Source organism: Geobacter sulfurreducens PCA (genome assembly GCF_000007985.2).
GTDB classification, from domain to species: Bacteria; Desulfobacterota; Desulfuromonadia; order Geobacterales; family Geobacteraceae; genus Geobacter; species Geobacter sulfurreducens.
In genome coordinates this window covers 3442684-3465128 of the sequence record NC_002939.5, presented here as the reverse complement: position 1 = coordinate 3465128, position 22445 = coordinate 3442684, and the positions used below count along the sequence as shown (strand labels likewise).

20 protein-coding genes are annotated in these 22445 nt (G+C 63.3%); 14 read left to right on the top strand and 6 right to left on the bottom strand.

Annotated elements, in window-relative coordinates; genetic code table 11:
* Positions 1 to 6 precede the first annotated feature (6 nt).
* A complete protein-coding gene (locus GS_RS15850; RefSeq protein ID WP_010943778.1) occupies positions 7 to 807 on the bottom strand; it encodes an alpha/beta fold hydrolase in 801 nt (266 codons plus the stop codon).
* 160 nt (positions 808 to 967) lie between these two features.
* Positions 968 to 2083, bottom strand: coding sequence for a methyl-accepting chemotaxis protein (locus GS_RS15845; RefSeq protein ID WP_010943777.1), 1116 nt, complete (start codon positions 2081 to 2083; stop codon positions 968 to 970).
* A gap of 256 nt (positions 2084 to 2339) precedes the next feature.
* Here GS_RS15845 and nrfH point away from each other — a divergent pair, with 256 nt between their 5' ends.
* The 10 genes from nrfH (at position 2340) to GS_RS15795 (ending at position 12125) form a co-directional block, all read left to right on the top strand.
* Positions 2340 to 2804, top strand: coding sequence for a cytochrome c nitrite reductase small subunit (gene nrfH, locus GS_RS15840; RefSeq protein WP_010943776.1), 465 nt, complete (start codon positions 2340 to 2342; stop codon positions 2802 to 2804).
* 45 nt (positions 2805 to 2849) lie between these two features.
* The gene (locus tag GS_RS15835) at positions 2850 to 4322 is read left to right on the top strand and encodes an ammonia-forming cytochrome c nitrite reductase subunit c552 (protein WP_010943775.1); all 1473 of its coding nucleotides are present in this window, start codon (positions 2850 to 2852) and stop codon (positions 4320 to 4322) included.
* 75 nt (positions 4323 to 4397) lie between these two features.
* The gene (locus GS_RS15830; protein ID WP_010943774.1) at positions 4398 to 5405 is read left to right on the top strand and encodes a 4Fe-4S binding protein; all 1008 of its coding nucleotides are present in this window, start codon (positions 4398 to 4400) and stop codon (positions 5403 to 5405) included.
* A 77-nt stretch (positions 5406 to 5482) separates the two neighbouring features.
* Positions 5483 to 5938, top strand: a complete 456-nt coding sequence (locus tag GS_RS15825; protein ID WP_010943773.1) for a PAS domain-containing protein — start codon at positions 5483 to 5485, stop codon at positions 5936 to 5938.
* 149 nt (positions 5939 to 6087) lie between these two features.
* The gene (locus tag GS_RS15820) at positions 6088 to 6741 is read left to right on the top strand and encodes a DUF6448 family protein (RefSeq protein WP_010943772.1); all 654 of its coding nucleotides are present in this window, start codon (positions 6088 to 6090) and stop codon (positions 6739 to 6741) included.
* A gap of 40 nt (positions 6742 to 6781) precedes the next feature.
* Complete coding sequence (locus GS_RS15815) at positions 6782 to 7309, top strand: HPP family protein (RefSeq protein ID WP_010943771.1); 528 nt, start codon at positions 6782 to 6784, stop codon at positions 7307 to 7309.
* A 121-nt stretch (positions 7310 to 7430) separates the two neighbouring features.
* Complete coding sequence (locus tag GS_RS15810) at positions 7431 to 9446, top strand: sensor histidine kinase (RefSeq protein ID WP_010943770.1); 2016 nt, start codon at positions 7431 to 7433, stop codon at positions 9444 to 9446.
* Positions 9447 to 9478: 32 nt separating this feature from the next.
* A complete protein-coding gene (gene mobAB, locus GS_RS15805) occupies positions 9479 to 10591 on the top strand; it encodes a bifunctional molybdenum cofactor guanylyltransferase MobA/molybdopterin-guanine dinucleotide biosynthesis adaptor protein MobB (protein ID WP_010943769.1) in 1113 nt (370 codons plus the stop codon).
* Positions 10592 to 10677: 86 nt separating this feature from the next.
* Complete coding sequence (gene moaA, locus GS_RS15800; protein WP_010943768.1) at positions 10678 to 11658, top strand: GTP 3',8-cyclase MoaA; 981 nt, start codon at positions 10678 to 10680, stop codon at positions 11656 to 11658.
* A 32-nt stretch (positions 11659 to 11690) separates the two neighbouring features.
* A complete protein-coding gene (locus tag GS_RS15795) occupies positions 11691 to 12125 on the top strand; it encodes an MOSC domain-containing protein (protein ID WP_010943767.1) in 435 nt (144 codons plus the stop codon).
* A gap of 122 nt (positions 12126 to 12247) precedes the next feature.
* Here GS_RS15795 and GS_RS15790 read toward each other — a convergent pair whose 3' ends face one another.
* On the bottom strand, positions 12248 to 13456 hold the full coding sequence (locus GS_RS15790; protein ID WP_010943766.1) for a class I SAM-dependent rRNA methyltransferase: 1209 nt from the start codon (positions 13454 to 13456) through the stop codon (positions 12248 to 12250).
* A 94-nt stretch (positions 13457 to 13550) separates the two neighbouring features.
* Positions 13551 to 13985 (bottom strand): FKBP-type peptidyl-prolyl cis-trans isomerase, encoded by a 435-nt coding sequence (locus GS_RS15785; protein ID WP_010943765.1) that lies wholly within the window; start codon positions 13983 to 13985, stop codon positions 13551 to 13553.
* 485 nt (positions 13986 to 14470) lie between these two features.
* Here GS_RS15785 and aroF point away from each other — a divergent pair, with 485 nt between their 5' ends.
* The 4 genes from aroF to GS_RS15765 all read left to right on the top strand — a co-directional run bounded on the left by aroF (position 14471) and on the right by GS_RS15765 (position 19123).
* Positions 14471 to 15490 (top strand): 3-deoxy-7-phosphoheptulonate synthase, encoded by a 1020-nt coding sequence (gene aroF / locus GS_RS15780; RefSeq protein WP_010943764.1) that lies wholly within the window; start codon positions 14471 to 14473, stop codon positions 15488 to 15490.
* A 99-nt stretch (positions 15491 to 15589) separates the two neighbouring features.
* Positions 15590 to 16066 (top strand): hypothetical protein, encoded by a 477-nt coding sequence (locus tag GS_RS15775; RefSeq protein WP_010943763.1) that lies wholly within the window; start codon positions 15590 to 15592, stop codon positions 16064 to 16066.
* Between the two features lie 107 nt (positions 16067 to 16173).
* Positions 16174 to 18246: a M1 family metallopeptidase gene (locus tag GS_RS15770; RefSeq protein WP_010943762.1), complete on the top strand. Its 2073-nt coding sequence runs from the start codon at positions 16174 to 16176 to the stop codon at positions 18244 to 18246.
* Between the two features lie 28 nt (positions 18247 to 18274).
* Positions 18275 to 19123 (top strand): ChaN family lipoprotein, encoded by an 849-nt coding sequence (locus GS_RS15765; protein ID WP_010943761.1) that lies wholly within the window; start codon positions 18275 to 18277, stop codon positions 19121 to 19123.
* A gap of 7 nt (positions 19124 to 19130) precedes the next feature.
* Here GS_RS15765 and GS_RS15760 read toward each other — a convergent pair whose 3' ends face one another.
* Both GS_RS15760 and GS_RS15755 read right to left on the bottom strand, forming a co-directional pair.
* On the bottom strand, positions 19131 to 20561 hold the full coding sequence (locus GS_RS15760; protein ID WP_235044921.1) for a PAS domain-containing sensor histidine kinase: 1431 nt from the start codon (positions 20559 to 20561) through the stop codon (positions 19131 to 19133).
* A 52-nt stretch (positions 20562 to 20613) separates the two neighbouring features.
* On the bottom strand, positions 20614 to 22389 hold the full coding sequence (locus GS_RS15755) for a cytochrome c3 family protein (protein ID WP_010943759.1): 1776 nt from the start codon (positions 22387 to 22389) through the stop codon (positions 20614 to 20616).
* Positions 22390 to 22445: the final 56 nt, after the last annotated feature.

The window sequence follows — 22445 nt, the reverse complement described above, 5'->3', positions numbered from 1 at the left end:
TGTCCGCTACCAGCTGCCGAGCGAGGTGAGGAATTCCAGCAGGCAGTCGTTGAAGGCCCCCGGATGCTCCAGATTGGCCAGATGCCCTGCCTCGGGCACGATACAGAGTCGGCACCCCGGAACGCCGGCGGCAATGGCCCGGGAGAATTCGGCCGGGATGGCCCGGTCATCTTCGGCCCCGATGGCCAGTGCCGGCACCCGGAACCGGTCCAGAAGCGCGCCGTAGTCCGTGCGCTCCCGCATGGCCAGGAGCCCGCCCGCAAGCCCCCGCGAATCGGTGGCGCTCATCCACCCGTAGACCTCCTCAACCAGTTTCGGCCGCTCCGTGAGGTTCTGCTCGGCGAAGAGGACTTCCACAAACGCGTCCGCCACCAGCTGAGGCCCGAACTTCATCACCTCCTGGGCCAGGTGCAGCCGCCGGGCCTTGCCCGCCTCGTCGTCGGCCGGCGCCCGGGTCACGATGAAGCACGCCCCGGCAACCCGCTCCGGGTAGCGTTCCAGCAGGTTCATGAGGACGTAGCCTCCCATGGACATTCCGCCGATGACCGCCTGCCCGATCGACAGATGATCCATGAGCGCCACGATGTCGTCGGCGAATATCTCCATTGAGTAAGGTCCGTCCGGGGCATCCGATTCGCCGAAACCCCGCAGGTCTGGGGTCACGAGGCGAAAGCCGGCGCCGGTCACTGCCTGGATCTGGGGATGCCACATCTTTCTCTGGAGGGGAAAGCCGTGGATCAGGATCAGGGGCGGACCGCTGCCCTGGTCGTCATAGGCGAGGGAGATGCCGTTCACGAGTGCCTCCATGGAGGAGTCTCCTTTCAATCGTCATTGGATCAATGGGAAAACCATATACCAATGCGCCGTCGCGGGGCAACAACCTCGATGGCTGGGCAAAAAAAAGCCCGCAGAAGCGGGCTATTGCAGGCAGTTTCGTAACACTCTGATATGCGAGTCAGGCGTGGGGTCAGCCGTTGCGCGAGATTTCCTCCAGATTGCCGGCAATCACCGAGGCGGTGGCTGCCTGCTCCTCTGAGGCGGTGGCGATCTGGGTGATGACGTTCTTGATCTCCTCGATGGCCTGAACGATGGTCACCAGCGACGATTCCGCCTGGAGCGAGAGGCTTTCGCTCACTTCGGCCTCCTGCTTGGCGTTCTCGATGGAACCCACGGCCTGGCGGGTTTCCCGCTGGATTTCGGCCACCATGGCGTTGATCTGCTTGGTGGAGTTCATGGTCTTGACCGCCAGGTTGCGGACCTCATCGGCCACCACGGCGAAGCCGCGCCCCTGTTCGCCGGCGCGGGCCGCCTCGATGGCGGCGTTGAGAGCCAGGAGGTTTGTCTGGTCAGCGATTTCATTGATGACGTTGATGATCTCGCCAATCTTCTCCGATTTGCCCCCCAGCGAGTCGACGATGGCAGCCGAATCGCGGACGATCTGGGCAACCTTCTGCATCTCCTGGACCGACCGGTTGACGATTTCCTGACCCTCGTGGGCGTTCTGGGCAACCTGGACCGCCGAATCGGAAGCGTTCGAGGTGTTGCGGGCCACCTCGGTCACGGTCATGCTCATCTCTTCCATGGCCGTGGCGATCTGGGCCACCCGCTCCTCCAGATATTCCTTGCGCTGCAGCTCCTGATGGTTGCGCTCCACCACTTCCTTTTCGGCGGTGATGTCATCCCAGCATGCCATGTAGCATTTGACCCTGCCGGGATTCTTCTTGTCCCAGATGGGGAAGGATGTGGTGCGGAGCGTTATTCCCCCGATGGGGATTTCGGCCGAATGGGGCATTTCGCCCGGTTTGCCCAGGATCATGCGTACGCGGTTCGGATCCTTGTGGAACTGGTGAATGGAATGGTCCATGGCTGCTGCCACGTCGGCCCCGCGCAGGCCGGCGTTCAGGTCGCCACGGTATTTTGCCAGCAGCTCCCTCGCCGCCTTGTTCATGTAGAAGATAGTATTTTCAGGGGTTGCATCGCAGAGCATCACAATGTTTTTCACATTTTCAAGCATTTGCTTGAGCACATCAAGCTCGGCGTCTTTTTCCTCCAACTGCTTCTTCATCCCCGATACAAAAAACACGGTAGTACCTCCTTTGGACGGAAACCTTCATACGGTTTGGCACTGAACCACTACTAATCTACATCGGCAACCAAAGCAGATTCTTTATGAAAAAGTGCATTTTTTGCGGGCAATGCCGGTGCCGTCAGTTGACGGGTGTGAATGTTCGAGCTGTTGACTTGAGTCAAACCATCCGCGCCAATGGTTTGTATTCTAAATATCAACCGCCGGTACTCGCCGCAGGCCGAGCGGGCGCCGCACCCGATAGGAGAATGGAATGGGAATCTCGTTGTCACGACAGGTCCTGGCGACCACGATTATCACTGGTATTGCCGGTGTGGCGGTAGCGGCATTCGCGCTGGTGGGGCCGCCCCGGCTGCTGGAGCACTCGGAGTCGCCGGCATTTTGCGCCGGCTGCCACGTGATGGGTGAGCAGCACGAGGCTTGGAGCCACGCCGGCGCCCACCGGAGGATCAGGTGCGTGGACTGCCATCTTCCCAACGGCAATCCGGTCGCGCACTACGTCTGGAAATCCATCGACGGCATGAAGGATGTGGTGGCCTTCTATTCGGGCCATGTCCCCGATCCGATCAAGCTGTCGTCCCATGGGGCAAAAGTCGTCCAGCAGAACTGCGTCCGGTGCCACGAGGCGACGGTGACCACCATGGACCGGACCCGCCAGTGTTGGGGCTGTCACCGGCAGCTGCGGCACAAGCTGACCGGCGCCATGGCCACCCGGTGACGGGCCGGGACAGAGCATGCATTTAGCGCAGGAGAGGAGAGCGATATGAGTAAGAGAAGCATGAAGCGTTGGGCCGTCGTGACTGCCCTGGCCGCAACGGCAGCGGTGGCGGCGGCCGGAGCCGGCTGTGCCCCCAAGAAGGTGGAACAGGCCGGCAGGGTCGCCATCCCCGACGGTACCATCGACCCGGCCGAATGGGGAAAGGCCTACCCGGTCCACTACGATCTCTGGAAAAAGACCGAAGAGCCCACCGTGGCGGGTAAGAGCCGGTACAAGAAGGGGTATGACGACGACGGCGTTTTCTACGACAAGCTGGACGAGTTCCCCTTCCTGGCGCTCCTCTACAACGGTTGGGGGTTCGGCGTGGAGTACAAGGAGCCCAGGGGCCATGCCCACATGGTGCGGGACCAGTTCGAAGTTGACCCGGGGCGAGTCAAGGCGGGAGGCTCCTGTCTCACCTGCAAGACCCCCTATGCGCCGGCCCTGCAGCAGCGCCTCGGCAAGGACTACTTCTCCAAACCCTACAAGGAAGTCCATGCCCAGATCCCCAAGGAGCACCAGATGCTGGGCGTGGCCTGCATCGACTGCCACAACAACAATGACCTGTCCCTGAAGGTCTCGCGGGGGTTCACCCTCGGCAAGGCCCTGGAAAAGCTCGGCGTGGATCAGGAGAAGCTCTCCACCCAGGACAAGCGGACCCTGGTCTGTGCCCAGTGCCACGTCACCTACAGCATTCCCAAGGACGAGAACATGAAGTCGACCGATGTGTTCTTCCCCTGGGATGGCAGCAGCTATGGCGGCATTACCATCGAGAACATCATCGCAAAACTGCGGAGCAACCCGGCAAACCGCGAGTGGACCCAAGGGGTAACCGGCTTCAAACTCGCCTTCATCCGCCACCCCGAGTTCGAGCTCTTCTCCAACAACAGTGTCCACTGGCAGGCGGGGGTCGCCTGCAGCGACTGCCACATGCCCTACACCAAGGTGGGCACCCGCAAGGTCTCCGACCACCGGGTCATGAGCCCCCTCAAGAACGATCTCAAGGCGTGCCAGCAGTGCCATGCCGAGAGTCCCGAATGGCTCCGTAATCAGGTGTACGCCATCCAGGACCGGACCATGTCCCAGTTCATCCGGGCCGGATACGCCACTGCCACCGTGGCCAAGCTCTTCGAAATGGCCCACAAGGCCCAGGCCGAAGGCAAGCAGATCGACAAGGCCCTCTATGACCAAGCCAGGGATCACTACGAAGAGGCGTTCTACCGGGTAGTCTTCATCGGCGCCGAGAACTCGATCGGTTTCCATAATCCCACCGAAGCTCTGCGAATAACGGGCGACGCCGCTGCCCACGCGGGCAAGGCCGAAGGGTTCCTGCGGCAGGCCCTGGCCAAGGCCGGGGTGACGGTTCCCCTCAAGGTCGACCTGGAGCTGGCCAAGTACACGAACAACCGCGGAGTGAAGAAGCTCATGTTCAAGGCCGAGCACGAGATCAAGGACCCGTTGGCGGCCAAGGAAAAGTAGTCACGATGGCAGCGGGGCCGGGGCCGGTATCAGTCCCTGCCGGCTCCGGTACCGCTGCTGCGCGAGGCACTACCCATGAACAATCGGCATCAGCATGCACGTATCACCCTCTGGCGCTCCCTGGTCCAGTGGGGCTTCTTCGCCTGGGTTGTCGTCATCGGCATCCGCTTCGGCGTCTTTGTCCGCCACTTCGAGACCGGCGGCGCAACGCCGCTGATTTCCCGCCCGCCGGGAGTGGAGGGATTTCTTCCCATCGGTGCCTTGGCCGGCACGAAGCTCTGGCTTGCCACCGGCACCATCAACCCGGTCCACCCGGCAGCCCTGGTCATCTTCCTGACCATCGTCGGCATGAGCCTTGTGGCGAAGAAGTCGTTCTGCTCCTGGCTCTGTCCGGTGGGGACCCTGTCGGAGGCGGCCTGGAAGCTGGGACAACGGCTCTTTGGCCGCAACTTCCGGGTCTGGCCCCGGCTCGACCGGGTCCTGCGGGGGGCGAAGTACCTGCTGCTTCTCTTTTTCGTCAAGATCATCCTGGTCGACATGCCGGTCTTTGCCCTGGCGGCCTTTCTCGAAACCCCCTACTGGGCCGTGAGCGACGTGAAGATGCTTCACTTCTTTACTCGGATGTCGGGCACCACCGTGGCGACTCTCCTCGTACTCACGGCACTGTCGCTGCTCTACAAAAACGCTTGGTGCCGCTATCTCTGCCCCTACGGCGCGCTGTTGGGGGTGGCGAGTTTTCTGAGTCCCTTCAAGATCCGGCGCGACGCGGCCGGCTGCACCGGCTGCCGCAGCTGCTCCAGGGCCTGCCCGTCCGGGCTTCCGGTCCACGAGCGCGAGACAATCCGCTCCGCCGAATGCACCGGCTGCCTCACCTGCGTGGCCAGCTGTCCCCAACGGGAGGTGCTCCGGATGGCGCCACCCCTCTGGCGACAGCCGCTCCCGGCATGGGTGTTCCCTGCCGTGGTGCTGCTCCTCTTCGCCGCCGGCATCGGCACCGGTATGGCCACCGGCGCCTGGCAGAGCTCACTTACCTATGAGGACTACCGGCAGCTCATCCCCATGGTGCCGTACCTGAGCCACTGAGAGGATGGGAGGGGCTTGACCCCCGTCCAAGACGGGGTACCGTTTATCATTCAACGTGGGAGAACAGGAGGTGTTGCATGGCTGACGATACGAACGATGTCCTGTACCGCTTGGTTGCCGAGGGAGTTCCCGATGCCGTTGTCTACGCCGACCGGGAGGGGGTCATCCGTCTTTGGAGCCCCGGGGCTGAACGGATGTTCGGCTTTGCCGCAGCCGAGGCGGTGGGGCAGTCCCTGGACCTCATCATTCCCGAAAACCTGCGGGCCCGTCACTGGGAAGGGTACCGCCGGGTCATGGAGACCGGTACGACCCGCTATGGCACCAAGCTGCTCACGGCACCGGCCCTGCGGGCCGACGGCAGTCGCCTGTCCACCGAATTCTCCATGGCGCTCGTGCGCGACGAGGCCGGTACCATGGCCGGCAGCGGCGCCGTGATCCGCGACGTGACCGATCGCTGGCTGAAGGAAAAGGATATGAAAGAGCGCCTGGCGGAGCTGGAACGGTGCTGCGGCGCCGACCGGCCCGGCCGGTAGCGCGTAGGCGCGAAAAGAAGGAACCGCATGGAGTATTTCATCGCAGGACAGGCCCTTTGCTGGGGGCTCGTTGCGGCGGCCGCCCTGCTCTGGAAAAGAGAGTGAGGCAGTCTCCACCCATCACAACGACGTGAAGGAGAACCGGAACCATGAACAGGAAGACCATTGTTATCCCCGCCCTTTATCTAACCCTTCTCTCCGCCGGGGTCACCCTGTCCGCCGGCAGCGCCCGGGCCCACTGCGACACCATGGACGGCCCGGTCATCCAGGATGCCCGTATCGCCCTGAAGAAGAACGACGTCACCCCGGTCCTCAAATGGGTCCGGGAGAAGGATGAGCCCACGGTCCGCGCTTCCTTCAAAGAAGCCGTAGCCGCAGCGCAGAAGGGGACGAAGGCGAAGGAGGCGGCCGAGCACCGCTTTTTCACCTCGCTGGTGAAGGTCCACCGGACCGCAGAAGGGGCTCCCTTTACCGGGCTCAAACCCGCCGGCACGGTGGAGCCCCCGGTGGCGGCGGCCGATGAGGCCCTGGCGTCGGGGTCATCGACCGAACTCGTGAAGATCGTCACCGATGCGGTTGCCGCCGGTATCCGCGAGCGCTTCGACCGGGTTGTCGAGGCGAAGAAGCACAAGGACGAGAGCGTGGCGGCCGGCCGGAAGTACGTGGCAGCCTACGTGGAGTACACTCACTACGTGGAGCGCCTCCACCAGGCCGCGGAAGGACACGCCGCCCACCATGGCGGTCCGACCGGGACGAAGGCGCCTCACGGCCACGGCGATGCCCATGTGAGCCACGGCCACTGATCGCGCCGTTCATTGATCCAGGCATGGAGGCCGTGCGCGCTTGAAAAAACGGATCACCCGGTTACCCGGCAAGATGAAAGGGCAGGGGAGGAACAGGGAGCGTCCTCCCCTGTCGTTCAAATACGCCCTGTGGGGGTGCGTGAGCGGAATGGCAGGGGTTCTTGCCATAATGGCGGTGACCCGCATGGCGGGCCATCCCCTGCTGATCGGCTCCTTCGGCGCATCGGCGGTGCTTTTGTTCGGGGCCGCCGAGTCCCCTTTCGCCCAGCCCCGCAACCTGGTGGGGGGACACCTGGTTTCCGCCGTTACCGCGGTGGCGGTGACGGCCTGGCTCGGGTCCGGTCCCGTTGCCGTCGCCCTGGCAGTGGGGGCGGCTACCCTTCTCATGTACCTCACCCGCACCATCCATCCACCCGGTGGCGCCACGGCCCTGATCGGCGTCCAAGGGCACGCCGGGCTCTCCTTTCTCGTGGACCCGGTGCTGACCGGTGCGCTGATCCTGCTGACGGTGGCCCTCTTCACCAACAATATCGTCCAGCACCGACACTATCCGGAGCAGTGGTGGTAAGGAGCCCGGCCCGGTAAAATAAGCTTGCCCGCATACCCCGGTTCCGGTAAGCTCGACCGCAACACCCCCGCCGTTCCTCTCGCCATCATCCGGCCGGCGTTTTCGGAGTTGCGCGTCATCGATGGACAGCCCGCCCCTCTATAACAGCAGGATCTTCGATACCTATCTGAAGCTCCTCGCACAACGGTATCCTCACGTTCGGACCGATGAGGTGCTCAGCCATGCCGGGATGTCTGAGCACGAGGTCGCGGACCCCGGCCAGTGGTTCACCCAGCAGCAGGCGGATCGCTTTCACGAGGTGCTCACGCGGATGACCGGCAACCCCGGCATCGCTCGCGAGGCGGGCCGTTACGCCGCATCGCCCGAAGCGCTCGGCCTTGTACGGCAGTACGTCCTCGGACTGGTGGGGCCTGCCCTCGGCTATGCCCTCCTCAACCGCACGGCAGCCCTCTTCACCCGGTCGTCGACGTTCGAGTCCCGGAAGATCGGGGACAACAGGATCGAGGTCACGGTTCGCTTCAGGCCGGGGGTGAGTGAGCGGCCATACCAGTGCGCCAACCGCACGGGATTCCTCGAGGCGCTTGTCGTTATCTTCAGCCGGTGTCTTCCGGAAATCGAGCATCCCGAGTGCATTTTTCAGGGCGGAGGGGTCTGTCGCTACATAATTTCCTGGCCTAAGGGGCATGCCGATCTCTGGCGGACGGTGCGCCGCTGGGGGCTCCTCGGCGGGACGGTCCTCGGGCTTGCCACTCTTCTCCTGAGCCCCTCTCTGTTCCCCGTTGTGGCAGCGGTGGCCATTCCCCTGGTCCTGCTGTTTTTTCTTGCCGCCGAGCGGGCCGAGAACAAGGATTTGAGCGCGGCCGTCGACAACCTGCGGGATTCTACCGAAAAGCTGCTCGGCCAGTCTCAGTCAAACAGCGACAATGCGCTGCTCGTGAGTGAAATCGGGCAGGTGGTCAGCAGTAAGAGCGATATTGAGCACATTCTGACCGCTATTGCCGTCCTACTGGAGAAGCGGCTCGACTACGACCGGGGCGTGATCATGATGGCCGATGCCGGCGGGAGCGCTCTCAGGGTGCTGGCCAGCTACGGGTTCGACGAGGCGGGTCGGCGGGTCATGCACGAAACGCCCATTGCGCTGGACGGCGTCGGTCCCCGCGGCGTCGTGGCCGCTTCGTTCCTCGACCAGAAGCCATTCCTGGTGAACGACCTTGATGAGATTAATCATCTCATCCCGCCGCTGCATCGGGAGTTGGGCCGCCGGCTGGGCATTCGTTCCTTCATCAGCTGCCCCATTGTTTGCGAGGGGCAATCCCTCGGCGTACTGGCGGTGGATACGATACGCACCGGCAGGCCGCTGCTCCAGAGCGACCTGAGCCTCCTTATGGGGATTGCGCCGGTGATCGGCATCAGCATTCACAACGCCGAGCACCTGGCCCGGGAACAACGGCAGGCTGCCCTGCTGGAGGTTGCCAACCAGGAGTTGGAGGCGTTCTGCTATACCGTTGCCCACGACCTCCGGGCACCACTCCGGGCCATCAACGGCTATTGCGCCGTCATCCGTGAGGAGTGCGACGACCGCCTCCCGCCGCCCTCTCCGGTCTATTTTTCCCGGATCGGCGCGGCAGCGGTGCGGATGGGGGAGTTGATCGACGATCTGCTTGCTCTGTACCGGGTAACCCGCAGCGAACTGGTATGGGAGGAGATTGATCTGAGCGCCCTGGTGGCTGAGGTGGCGGAGGAGCTGCAGCAGCGGGAGGCAGCCCGCTCGGTGGAGTTTGCCATTGCCGCCGGCGTCACTGTTCGGGGAGATCGGAAGTTGCTGCGGATCGCTCTGGAAAACCTGCTGGGCAATGCCTTGAAGTATACCGGCATGCGCCCCCGGGCACTCATCGAATTCGGCACGGCAGAGGTAGGCGGTGTTACTGCCTGCTTCATCCGGGACAATGGCACCGGTTTCAACATGCGGTATGTCGACAAGTTATTCCGGCCCTTCCAACGGCTCCACCGGGACGATGAATTCGAGGGGACCGGCATCGGCTTGGCTACCGTGCACAGGATTGTGAGCCGCCACGGCGGACGGGTCTGGGCCGAAGCCGAAGAGGGTCGGGGCGCCGTATTCTACATTGCCCTTTGACTCTTCGACCGTCGCCCCCGTACAATCCGTTCATGGACAATGCTCTCCTCTCCGACGTGACCGGCGTAATCCTCGTGGGCGGCCGGAGCCGCCGCATGGGGCGTGACAAGGCTCTCCTCTCCCTGGGTGGTGCGCCTCTTGTGGCGCGAGTGATCGAAGCCTTCCGCCGGGTTTTTGCCCGGACCGTGCTGGTGGGCGACCGGGGGGAGCGCTTTCGGGAGTTCGGTGTAGAGGTGATTTCCGATATTCACCCCGGCAGCGCCCTTGGTGGTCTCCACACGGGCCTCGCCCGGGCCGGGACGCCGTACGTGTTCGTTGCGGCATGTGACGTGCCGTGGCCCGATTCCCGGGTAATCGCGCATCTTTGCTCCCTGCGGTCAGGTTACGACGTGGTGGTGCCGCGCACCGACGGAGGATTCGAACCCCTCTTCGCCGTGTACGGCACGGGTTGTCTTCCGGCGGTGGAACGGATGCTGCGGCAGGGAAACTGCCGAATCTACGATTTCTACCCCGAGGTGCGGACCCGTCAGGTTACGATGGCGGAACTGGCCGGTCTCGCTGCCCCGGAACGGACGTTCGTCAATGTCAATACGCCATCAGAGTTCGAGCACATCAGGCAACGGGAGGAGGCACCAATGGCCAAGGCCATATCGTTCGTGGCAAAGTCCGGGACCGGCAAAACCACGCTTCTGGAGAAGGTCATCGCCGAGTTGAAGTCCCGCGGCTATCGGGTCGGCGCCATCAAGCACGACGCCCACCGCTTCGATATCGATCACCCGGGCAAGGACAGCTATCGCCTTACTGCTGCCGGGGCTGACACAATGCTCATCTCTTCGCCCGAAAAGCTGGCCGTGGTGAAGAAGCACGAGGTTTCTCCGCCCATCGAGGAGTTGATCGCCACCTACTTCGGCGATGTTGACATCATCATAACCGAGGGGTTCAAGAAGAGCGGCCTTCCCAAGATCGAGGTACACCGCCGGGAGCGGAGCACAACGCTGCTCTGCCGGGGCGAGCAGCATGACCCGACGCTGCTGGCGGTGGCGAGCGACGAGCCCCTGGAGCTGGACGTGCCGGTCCTGGACCTGAATGATCCGAAGCAGGTGGCAGACTTCGTGGAGGAGCGGTTTCTTACGCAACGGAGTTGACGGTTCCGTATACGCTCACCTCTATCACGGGTCATTCTGCTATAGTAACAAAAATGCAACGTCGTACCTTTTCGCCTGGATTTCCCATGGAACTCATTGACAGCTTTGGTCGCCGCATCAACTATCTCCGCCTCTCGGTCACCGACAGGTGCAATCTCCGCTGCAGTTACTGCATGCCGGCCGAGGGGGTGGAAAAGCTCGCCCATGGCGACATCCTTTCCTACGAGGACCTTTTCCGCATTGCCCGGGCCGCCGTTGCCATAGGCATCGAGAAGATCCGGATCACCGGCGGCGAACCCCTGGTCCGCAAGGGAATCGTGCCGTTCCTGGCCCGCATTGCCGCCATTGAGGGGCTTCGGCAGCTGGTCCTCACTACCAATGGTCTCTTGTTGCCGGAGATGGCGGCCGATCTCCGGAGCGCGGGTGTCCAGCGGCTCAACATCAGCCTTGACTCGCTCAGGGCCGACACCTTCCGGGCCATCACCAGGATCGGAGAGCTGCAACGGGTGCTCGACGGCATCGCCGCCGCCGACGCGGCCGGTTTTCCTCCTCCCAAGATCAATATGGTGGTCATGCGCGGTGTCAATGACGGTGAAGTGGCCGATTTTGCCCGCCTCACCATTGACCGTCCCTGCACGGTGCGTTTCATCGAGTACATGCCGGCCACGCGGGAGAACAACTGGCAGTCCCTGACGGTGCCTGGCCGGGAAATCCTCGACCGGATCTCCGCATCGTACGAGCTGGAGCCGGTGGAGAAAGGGGCATGTGCCGGACCGTCCAGGGATTTCAGGATTCGTGGCGCTGCCGGGACACTCGGCGTGATAACCGCCGTTTCCGGGCACTTCTGCGGCGATTGTAACCGCGTCAGGGTCACCTCGACCGGCATGGCCAAGAGCTGTCTCTTCTCGGATGAAGGGTTCGACCTGCGTCCGTTCCTCGAAACCAGCGATCCGATTATCCTTCAGGAGGCGCTGCGGCGAATCGTGGGGGTCAAGCCCGAGCGCCACGGCATGAGCGCATGCAAAGCGGAGCACCAGGCGTTTTCCATGGCGAAGATCGGCGGATAACAGTGCCGGAAGCACCACAACGAGAGGGTTTCATGTCAGCGAGAGTAGTTGCCGTCTGTATCAGCAGGAACAAGGGGGAGCGCAAGACGCCGGTGACGGGCGTGGAGTTGCGGGAGAACCACGGTGTTGTGGGCGACGCCCATGCCGGCGACTGGCACCGCCAGGTGAGCCTTCTGGCCAAGGAGAGCATCGACAAGATGCGGGCCATGGGGCTCGACGTGGATAGCGGCGATTTTGCCGAGAACATCACCACCGAGGGGATCGACCTGCCGGCGCTACCGGTGGGGGCGCGTTTGACGGTGGGGGAGACGCTCCTCGAAGTCACCCAGATCGGCAAGGAATGCCACACCCGCTGTGCCATCTACTATCAGGCCGGCGACTGCGTCATGCCCAAGGAGGGCATTTTTGCCCGGGTTCTGACAGGGGGGGCGGTGAGGCCGGGGGATGTAATCGTCCGGGTGCCCTAGCATTACCTCCGACCAGTTTCCGCCCGCAATCCCCTTCTGGGTGCGACTTTTCATGTGCCCTGTCGGTCCTGCACCCGCCGGTTCTCTTGCCCCGCGATAGCCCACGGGACGTAACGCACCCGTTACGTCCTTCCCTTGACACTGACGACATATTTCAGATAGCGCCCTTCGGGAAAAGTGACCGGGTAGGGGAAATCTTCAGGCTGGCCGGCCAGGGAGATCACGCGCACGGTGCTGCCTGCCTGGAGCGCTCCGCGGCGCAATTCCTTGAGGTAGTCGGCCATATCCACCTTCTGGTGGTTGGATGAGGTGATCAGGAGCCCACCTTCCGCCAGCAGGGGAAGCGAAGCGGCAACAAGGTCAGAGGTGCCGCCGCGCGTGGTGAAGCGGCTTTTCGACGTGGTTGAGAAGGAAGGGGGGTCCATCAGGACGATGTCGAAACGCTCCTGCCGGCGGGCGAGCTCCGCCAGGGTGTCCATGCAGTCGCCCACAATGAATTCGTGGCGCTTGGGATTGAGGCGGTTTGCCTCGAAATGGGCCTTTGCCCAGTCGGTGTAGGTGGGAGAGGCATCCACGCTTGTCACGCGGCTCGCTCCGCCCGCCGCGGCTGCCACGGAAAAGGCGCCGGTATAGGCGAAGAGATTGAGCACCCGCTTGCCGGCGGTCCGGGCCATTAACTGGCGGCGGTTGGCGCGCTGGTCCAGGAAAAGGCCGGTGTTCAGACCCCGCTCCAGTTCGACCAGAAAGGTCAGACCGTTTTCCCGCACGGGCAGCCGTGGCGGTGCGGATGTCCCGGCCAGGAGCCGCCCATAACGCTTGGTGTCGCTAACCGCTTCCAGCTCCCGCGTGTTGCGGGGGCGGGTTTTTTCATAGATGCCGGCCGGTTTCAGGGCCCCGGCCAGCACCCGGGTCAGTTCCGGCAGGTGCGGTCGCCACCCCCCGCAGTAAAGCTGAACCATCAGGTAGTCGCCGTAGCGGTCCACCGTGATGCCCGGCAGACCGTCCCCTTCGCCGTTCACAAGCCGGTAGGCATCGGTCTCCTCAAGGGGGACATGGGACCGCCGCAGCTCCAGGGCGTCTTCCAACCGTTGTGCCAGCCACCTTTCTCCAAGGCGGAGTCCTTTCCCTCCCAGTACCCGCGCCACAATGCGCTCGCCCGGGTCCAGCAGGGCCGTTGCGAGAAAACGCCCCGAGGCATCCACCAGTTCCACCAGATCGCCGGCCGAGCCGGCGGGCCACTTTTTCGTATAGGCGTCGGCTATGATCCAGGGATGCCCCAACTGCAGCATTCTCACCGATTCAGGGCCGACGACGCAGCGTAGAGCTCCCATCGTCTTCTCCTTGTTCCGGTGAAACAGTTAACACAGCTGCCGACGGCGGGCAACGAATTAATCGAGCGGTCACCGTTGCCGGACCATAGCCCGCTCAGGCGTTTTCGATTCCGTCGAGCCGGAGCGCAAAGGTCAGGTCGCAACCGGCCAGGGGATGATTACCATCCAGAACCACATGGGCGTCGGTCACCTCCACCACAAGCATGACCCGCTCGGCGCTGCCGTTGAACTCAAGGCGCAGTTTCTGACCAACCGAGATGGGACGGTCCGCGGGGAAGGAGTCCCGCCCCAGGGTCAGCATGTTTTCCGCCCGGCGCGGACCATAGGCGTCTGCGGCGGCGATCAGGATGTTCCTGGCCTCGCCCGGCCGCATGCCGATGATTTGGCGCTCCAGGGCGGGAAAGATTTCGTTTTTGCCAATGGTGAAGCGCAGTGGCGCCTCGTCGGTGGTGCTGTCGAAGATTCTGCCGTTGTCCAGGGTACCGATGTAGTGAATGAAGACGATGTCGCCCGATTGAGCTGTTCTCATGTCTGGATGCTCCTTCCTGCCGGGCCGTCACGGGTGCCTAAACTATAACCACCGGTTGCCTCGGCATGGTCTCAGTCGTGAGTGTCTTGTTCGGCTGTGCGTGGTTAAGTGGTTGAAAATGCGTTAATGTCCCGTTGCGACGAGGCACCTGGAAAGAATAAAGCAGAAATCGAACCAATGGCGTATCCATTACGAATTAATGCTTGACAATGTCCTGCCGGATCGGCAACTATACGATTCATGATGAATTCGGGCTTCTACTTCTACGAGAGCTTTTACTTTTGGTACGGCTTTTATTTTAGGCCGTCTGCCCAGGGTAGGGGTTTGTCGTAGGGGAAGCACACACCATACACTAAACCGGAAGCCGAGGGTGGACAGGAAACCACCCCCGGCTTTTCAGTTTTCAAGACCAATACTGCAGCACCACTGGGCCGGGGGAGAAATCCTCCGGCCTTTTGTCTTTCGGGACACCACGGGAGGAAGGGATGATCATCGTCATGAAAGCGGGAGCGGCAAAAAAAGACCGGGACGAGGTAATCAGGCGGATCAGGGAGCTGGGCTACAAGCCCCATGTCATCCATGGCACCACGCGGGACGTGATCGGGGCCGTGGGGGACGAGCGGGGCAAGTTGGTCCTTCAGGGCGTCGAATCCATGCACGGCGTGGAGAGCGTGGTGCCGATCCTGAAGCCGTACAAGCTGGCATCAAGGGAGGTGAAGCCCGAACCGAGTGTTGTCGCCATTACGGATACCGTGGTCATCGGCGGCCCTGAAGTCATTGTCATGGCCGGTCCCTGTTCGGTCGAGGGAGAGGCCATGATTATCGAGACGGCCAGGGCGGTAAAGGCGGCCGGCGCCCAGGTGCTTCGGGGCGGAGCGTTCAAGCCGCGCACCTCTCCCTACTCCTTCCAGGGACTCGAAGAGGAAGGGCTCAAGCTGCTGGCCAAGGCGCGCGAGGAGACGGGTCTCCCCATCGTGACCGAGGTGGTCAATCCCGAGACGGCCGAACTGGTGTCCGAGTACTCCGACATTCTCCAGATCGGAGCCCGCAATGCCCAGAACTTTGCCCTGCTCAAGAAGGTGGGGCAGCTTCGGCGCCCGGTGCTCCTCAAGCGGGGCATGTCCATGACCATCCAGGAGTTCCTCATGAGCGCCGAGTATGTCATGAGTGAAGGGAATCAGTCGGTTATCCTCTGCGAACGCGGTATCCGCACCTTCGAGACCGCCACCCGCAACACGCTGGATCTCTCGGCCATTCCGGTGTTGAAGCAGATGACCCATCTGCCGGTCATTGCCGATCCTTCCCACGGCACCGGAAACTATCACTATGTGGCACCCATGGCCCTGGCAGCTGTTGCCGCCGGCGCGGACGGGCTCATGATCGAGGTGCATCCCGATCCCGAGCGTGCGTCGTCCGATGGGCCCCAGTCGCTCAAGCCGAAGAAATTCGACGCGCTTATGGCAAAGTTGCGGCTCGTGGCGGCGTCCGTGGACAGGCGACTGTAACGATGCGTGGCCGCCTGTCCCATGCCGGGTCGGGAAAGGGCTTGCGGGGGGGCGGGAGATTCGCTATGGTGAGAGCACATTAATCCATGGAGGGATTTCATGACGCTCATTCGACTGACTCTGTTTCTGACGGCCGTGCTCGCGACAACTCACGCCTTCGCGGCTCGGCAGGCGACGCCGGTTGCCGAATCAGAGGTACGGCTGGCCCTGGAGTCGATCCTCGATCTCTGGCGCGACGGTAACTACGATGCCCTCTACGAACGGACGAGCATCACCGGGGGCGGGAGTCGCGAAGCATTTGCGCGCCGCCTTGCCGGAGCCTCGCGCCGACCGGCGTGCTGCTGGGAGAAGATGCAGGAGGTTCGGGTGATGGTGCGCGGCACTGATTCCGTCTCCGTCCGGGCCAGCTTCGGCCTGGAGGGAGGACCGGGCGGCACCAATCACGTGACGCGGGCCATCCGCCTCGTTCGGGAGGACGGCGTCTGGAAGGCGTCGCGGGCTGATATCCTTGCCCTGGCAGGTGAAAAACGGGCAACGTACCGCTATGTGAAGCAGGAGGGGAACGCCGGACCGTAGCTGATCCGGGAGGAATGTCTCCCCGCCCCGCGGTTCCGGTCATGCGGCGGGGCGGGCTTCCGGGGCAGCCCTTGGTATCGGCCGGTTTGATGGTATAGTTGTTGACCATGAAACCTTACATCGCCCTTTCGGCCATTCTGGTCGCCATGCTCCTTGTCGCCTGTTCGGCACGGGGAGAAGTGCGCGTCGTCCGGCAGGAGATTGCCGTGCGGCTCGTGCCGCCGCAGCATCTCGTCGTCGGTGAAAGCACCCTGTATCTCGCCCCCGGTGCTGCCGGGGAGTTCAGCCTTGCCCTCAACGGCGCGGCCAGGCTCGAAGCCGTGCGCCTGGACGGCCGCGACATCCCTTTCCGCAGGGAGGGGGGGACGCTCCGGCTGAATCTGTCCGCGGGCACCGGCGAGCGACGGGTGACGGTTGCCTACCGCTGTATATTCAATGATCCGGCCCCGGAGCGGCCGGTCGTGACGGAGGACCCCTCTTACGGGGTGAACGCCGTGGTTGCCGAGCGGGGGACTTATCTCGGCAGCGGCGCGGGCTGGTATCCGGAACCGGCGGCTCCGCCGGGCCGCCGCATCGTTACCGTCGAGGCTCCCGCGGGCATCGAGGCCGTGACCGCCGGTCGGCGCGCTGTCAGGGAAACGGCCGGCGGCGTCACCACCTCGGTCTGGGAGGAGGAACATCCCGCCGAGGCCCTGTCGCTGTCGGCGGGCTCCTACGTGGTTGCCGAGCGGAACGTGGACGGCATCCCTCTCTACACCTACCTCTACCCTGAAAACGCGGTGCTCGCCGACCGCTATCTTGAGGCGTCCGCCGGCTACCTCCGGTTCTACGCGGAGAAATTCGGCCCCTATCCCTTTGAGAAATTCGCCGTGGTGGAGAACTTCTTCCCCACCGGTTACGGTTTCCCGTCCTACACCCTCATCGGCGGCACGGTCATCCGGCTTCCCTTCATCGTCCATACGAGCCTCCCCCATGAGATTGCTCACTGCTGGTGGGGCAACGGCGTGCTGGTGGCCTACGAGAAGGGCAACTGGTCCGAGGGACTCGTCACCTACCTGGCGGACTACTTGCTGGAAGAGCGGAAGTCGGCCCGGGATGGGCGTGACTACCGCTACCGCCTCCTGGCCGACTATGCCTCGCTGGTGTCCCCAGGAGAGGATTTCCCGCTACGGCGGTTCATGGGACGGGTCGATCCGGCCTCCCGCACCATCGGCTACGGCAAGGGATCCATGCTGTTTCACATGGTCCGCCGGGAAATTGGTGACGATGCCTTTTTCGGCGCCCTCAGGCAGGTTTTTCGTGAGTTCCGGTTCAAGGCGGCATCCTGGGACGATTTCGCCCTGGCCTTTTCCCGCGCCTCTGGCCGCGACATGGTTTCGTTCATGAACCCGTGGCTTGAACGGACCGGCGGTCCCCGACTCGCCCTGACCGATGTGGAGCGGCGGCAGGGCGGGGATGGCTGGCTCGTGAGCGGGGTGGTCCGGCAGGTGGGTGATGCGTTTCCTGGGCGGGTGCGGGTGCGGGTGGACGCCGGCGGCACGTCCCGGGACATTCTGGTGGAGCCAACGAGGGGGCGAACTGCCTTTACGGTCGATGTGAGCGGGCCGCCCGAGCGGGTTACGCTCGATCCCGAGGCGGATACCTTTCGACTTCTATCACCGGAGGAACTCCCGGCAACGGTGAACAGGATCAAGGGGAGCATGGCCCTGACGGTCGTGACGTCGCCCGGCTGCGGTGCTGACAGGGATACTCTGGCGCTTCTTCTCCGCTCTCTCGGCCAGGCGGAGGCTCCGCTGATCCGGCAGGACCAGCTCAATGCCGCGGCCCTGGCCGGTCGCGACATTCTTTTTTGCGGCGTTCCCGGGACGACTGGTATCCGGTCGCCGCTGCCCCACGGCGTTTCAGCGTCTGCCGGCACCTTTGTCGTGGACGGCACGACATATGCCGGAGCCGGCGACATGCTCTTCGCGGTCGCCAACCGGCCCGACGCGCCGGGCCGGGTAACGGCGTTCCTTCATTCCCTCTCCCCGGCTGCCGCCGGTGCGGCAGCCCTCAAGATCACCCATTACGGGCGCTACGGGGTGCTCGTTTTTTCGGGCGGGGACAACCGGGTGAAGGAAACTCCCCCGGCGCTCAGCGAAACCAGCGTGGTAACGTTTGACCGGCAGGTTGACAGATAGGATGACGCGACGTCATTCGGGAGGAAGCATGAAGCGATTGGGAACATTCGCCGGCATTGCGCTGGTGCTGGCCCTCACTGCGGTGGTGGCACGTACCTGCTTCAGTCATGATCTGATCGTGCGGATCAAGGATCGCAAGGAGATCAGCTTCGAGGAGATGCTGCGGGATCTAAAGGCGGGCAAGGTGATCTATGTGGGGGAGACTCACGACAATCCCTATCACCATGACCTTCAGCTCAGGATTGTCCGTGAGCTCCATCGGGCCGGCGTGCCGCTGGCCATTGCCATGGAGATGTTCACGTACGAAAGCCAGGAGGAGCTGGACCGCTGGGTGGCAGGGAAAACCGATCCGGCGTTGTTTCAACAGATCTACCTGAAAAACTGGAACTTCCCCTGGGCCCTGTACGGCGACATCCTGCTGTTTGCCCGGGACAGGCGCATCCCCCTCGTTGGCCTCAATGTCCCCCGGGAGGTAACCCGCAAGGTTGCCCGCCAGGGGTTCGAGTCCCTGTCGCGCGAGGAGCGCCGCAAGCTCCCCCCCAGTATCACCTGTGACGTGGATGATGCGTACATGGCCATGATCCGGCGTTCCTACTCGGATCACGATACCAGCGCCAAGACTTTCAAGAACTTCTGCGAGGCCCAGATGCTCTGGAACAAGTCAATGGCCTATCACCTGGTCGAGTATCTGAAAAACAATCCCGGCCGGACCGTTGTGGTCATCACCGGCAGCGGGCATGCTGTGCGGGGGGGGATGCCGGTCCAGGTCGACCGGGAAAAGCCCGGTCTCGCCAGCAGGGTGGTTCTTCCCGATCCGGTGGTTCAGAACGGGGCGATCTCCGTGGAGGACGCCGACTACCTCTGGCTGTCACACTGACGCCGGTTCACGTCATGGCCGGCAGGGAGATGAAGAAGGTGCTTCCTTTGCCCGGCGAGCTCTCCACCCAGCTCCGGCCGCCGTGGGTGGCCACGATTTCCCGTACGAGGGTCAGGCCCAGGCCTGCCCCGCCCACCTTGCGCCGGTCGCTGTTGTCGACCCGGAAGAAGCGCTCGAAGATCTTTTCCTGGAATTCGGGAGAGATTCCTATCCCTTGGTCCCTGACCCAGAGCGTTACGATGTCGGCGGCGGCGCTGGCGCCGATGGTCACGTCGCCCCCGTCGGGGGAGTACTTGATGGCGTTGGACACCAGGTTGGAAATGGCTTGGTAGAGCTGCTCCTCGTTCCCCCGTACCGGCGGCAGGTCGGGAGGGCATTCGACTACAATCCGGTGCTTCTTGGAGGCGGCGGCGTAGAGCGAGACGACATCCGCCACCAGCAGTCCGACGGCAACAGGCGTTATCCGGAACTTGACCATGCTCGCCTTGAGCCGCTGGAGCTGCAGGAAGTTGGTGATGAGCTCGTTGAGCCGCTCGGTCTCCCGGTAGATGGTCTTCAGGTAATTTTTCTGCAGGTCCCGGTCCACCTCGTTCTCCAGCAGAAACTCCGTAAAGCCCATCATGGCGGTGAGGGGGGTATGCATCTCGTGGCTGACTGCCGAGATCATTTCGTCCTTCATCCGCTCCATCTCTTTGCGCTCGGTGATGTCGATGGCAATCTCCATCCGGACCATGCGTCCGTCGGTCCAGCGGATGGCCTTGTCGATGCATTGGTACCAGCGGCTGCTGATGCTGTTCTGGTACTCCCAGATGTAGGGGGGGAGCGCTTTGCCGTCCATGATCAGTTTGTCGTTGGTGCAGAAGTCGCAGGGGGTGGACCGGCCACCATGGAGCACGTCGTGGCAGGTCCGGCCTTCCCATGCTTCTCCGAAGAGCTGGGCGCCGAACTTGTTCAGGTAGAGCAGCTCGTAGGAGTTCATGTCGACAACGTAGACCAGGGCGTTGAGAGAGTCGAAGATGGTACTGATCTGGTTGAACTGGGCGTGCATGGCCTCTTCGGCCTGGCGCCGGCGCCGGCGTTCGTCAGCCTCGCGCAGTTCCCGCTCGATGGCGGGGACGAGGCGGGAAAGGTTGCCCTTCATGAGGTAGTCGTGGGCGCCCGCTTTCATGGCGGCAACGGCCAGATCCTCGCCGATCTTGCCCGACACGATGATGAACGGAACGTCGAGGCCCCGCTCTTTTACGATGTCCAGGGCGGGGAGCGCCCCGAACTGGGGCATGTTGTAATCCGAAACAATGACGTCCCATTCCCCGGCATCAAGGGCTCGGCGAAGCCCTGCGGCACTGTCGGCGCGCTCGTAGGCGGGATCGATTCCCCCGCGGCGCACTTCGCGCAGCAGCAGAAGGAGATCGTCCTCGGAATCTTCAAGAATCAGCATGCGAATTGGTGTCGGTGTGGTCATGGAGTCCTCGTTGACCCTCTCGTGGCGGTCAGCGGTGAATTATACCGGCGTTACGGGCGACGTCGCGGTTGTCCTTGAACCGCTCGTACCGGGTACGATCCCCGATGGTCGGCAGGGAGAAATCGCCCGGAATGGTCCACGCGTTCTTCAGGTAGAACCAGGGTGCAAAGCTGGAGACGGTCGTGCCCGCGGTCGTCTCGATCCGCTCCTGTGTCGATATGTTGTGGATGGCGAGCCCCCTGGCATCGGCCACCACCGTATGGCTGCCGCTGAAAGGAAGGGCTCCGGCATCGGTAAAATCCCAGTCCACCTCCCGGCGCTGGGCGCCGTCGGCAGCACCGTGGCACGAGTCGCACGGCCGGGGCGGGCCGTACTTGTGAGAGACCTTGTCCATCTGGATCCAGAGGAGCGCCTTGTTGTTTTCCGGCAGGCCACCCACGAGGCCCACGTAGCCGTAGGCATCGTCGGTCCGCTCCAGATCGGGCAGCGTGGCGGGCCAGCGCCAGTGGAGGCCGGGTTTGAGTCCGGCGTCCTTCACGTTCATCACGGCCATGGGGTAAGGCTTTACCGGAATCCACCGCCCTTTCTGGTTGCGGATCAGGATCGGATCGTCCATGATCCCATAGTATTCCTTGTACTTGAAGAACGGCGTGCCGATTCCCCCCAGGATTCCCGGCCCCCAGTAGGTCCCCTGGTAGCCGCCCACATTCCGCACGTGGCAGGCCTCGCAGGTAAGGGTACGATGAACGGATGTCCCGTGACTGGCCACGATTGCCCCGTGGCACCGGTCGCAGGCCGCCTGGCGCTTCACCATGGCGTGGGTCAGCCCGTTGCCGTTGCGGCTCGACTCGTGGCAGTCGAGGCAGGCGACCTTTGCCTGCAGATGAACATCAGGGGGCGCCCCCTCCGGGTTGGCATAGACGCCGCCGAAATATCCCGCCCCGCGCCGCCGTTCCTCGGGCCCCGCGTGGCAGGTCTGCCCCCTGCCTCCGCCGTAGCAGCTTTCGGGCGGGGGAGTTCTGCGGAAGCCGTGCATTCCCTTTTTCGGGTCGGCGGGGTCCGCTGGTTGAGGGTCGTAGTGGCAGTCGAGACATCCCACGTGGCAGGTATTGCACTGGCGCTGGTTGAGTGCGTTGGTGGCCCGATCGAAGGGGGCCGCCGTATTTGCGGCGATGGCTTCATGGTTGTCGCCGAACCAAGCCCCGCAGTTGTGGGGGCCCCGCTCCCGGTCCGTCCAGGTGCGGTAGGCGCTTTGTTTGCCGTTACGGGCCATGGTGCTCCTGGTGAACTCGGCAAACTGCCGCGCGTGGCAGGCTCCGCAACTCTTCTCCATGCGCCCGAAGTCCTGAGACAGGGTGTCGGTGCGCTTGTCCTGCCACAGGATGATGCTTACGCTCTGGTCCGGCGCGGCGGTTCCGGCCTTGTCGGTCATGAGCTTGATCCGCTCCATGGGGTTGCTGCCCAGGGAAAGGGGGTGCTTTCGCTCGACCGTCTCTCCGGTGAGCCCCTTTTTCCGCACTGCCACGAGCCGTCCCATGCCGGCATGGGCCTTGTCTTTCTCTTTGGCATCGGGGCTCCCGCCGTGGCAGAGGTGGCAGTCGGCCGGCATGCCGGTCTGGGCCCTGACCTCTTGAGGGGTGACGGTGAAGTGGGGATAGCCCAGCTTTTTCATGATCGAGGGGTTGCCGTGGCAGCCGACGCATCCCGATCCGGCGGCGGGAGGCGTGGCAGCAGTCGCCGTTCCACCGGTTGCCGCGACCGCGAGGGCAGCCAGCGCGATATTCCCCGCCAACAGTCTAAGCATTCGCTAACCTCCATCCATACCGCACAAAACAGTAAAGCAGCGACAGGTATCACCAT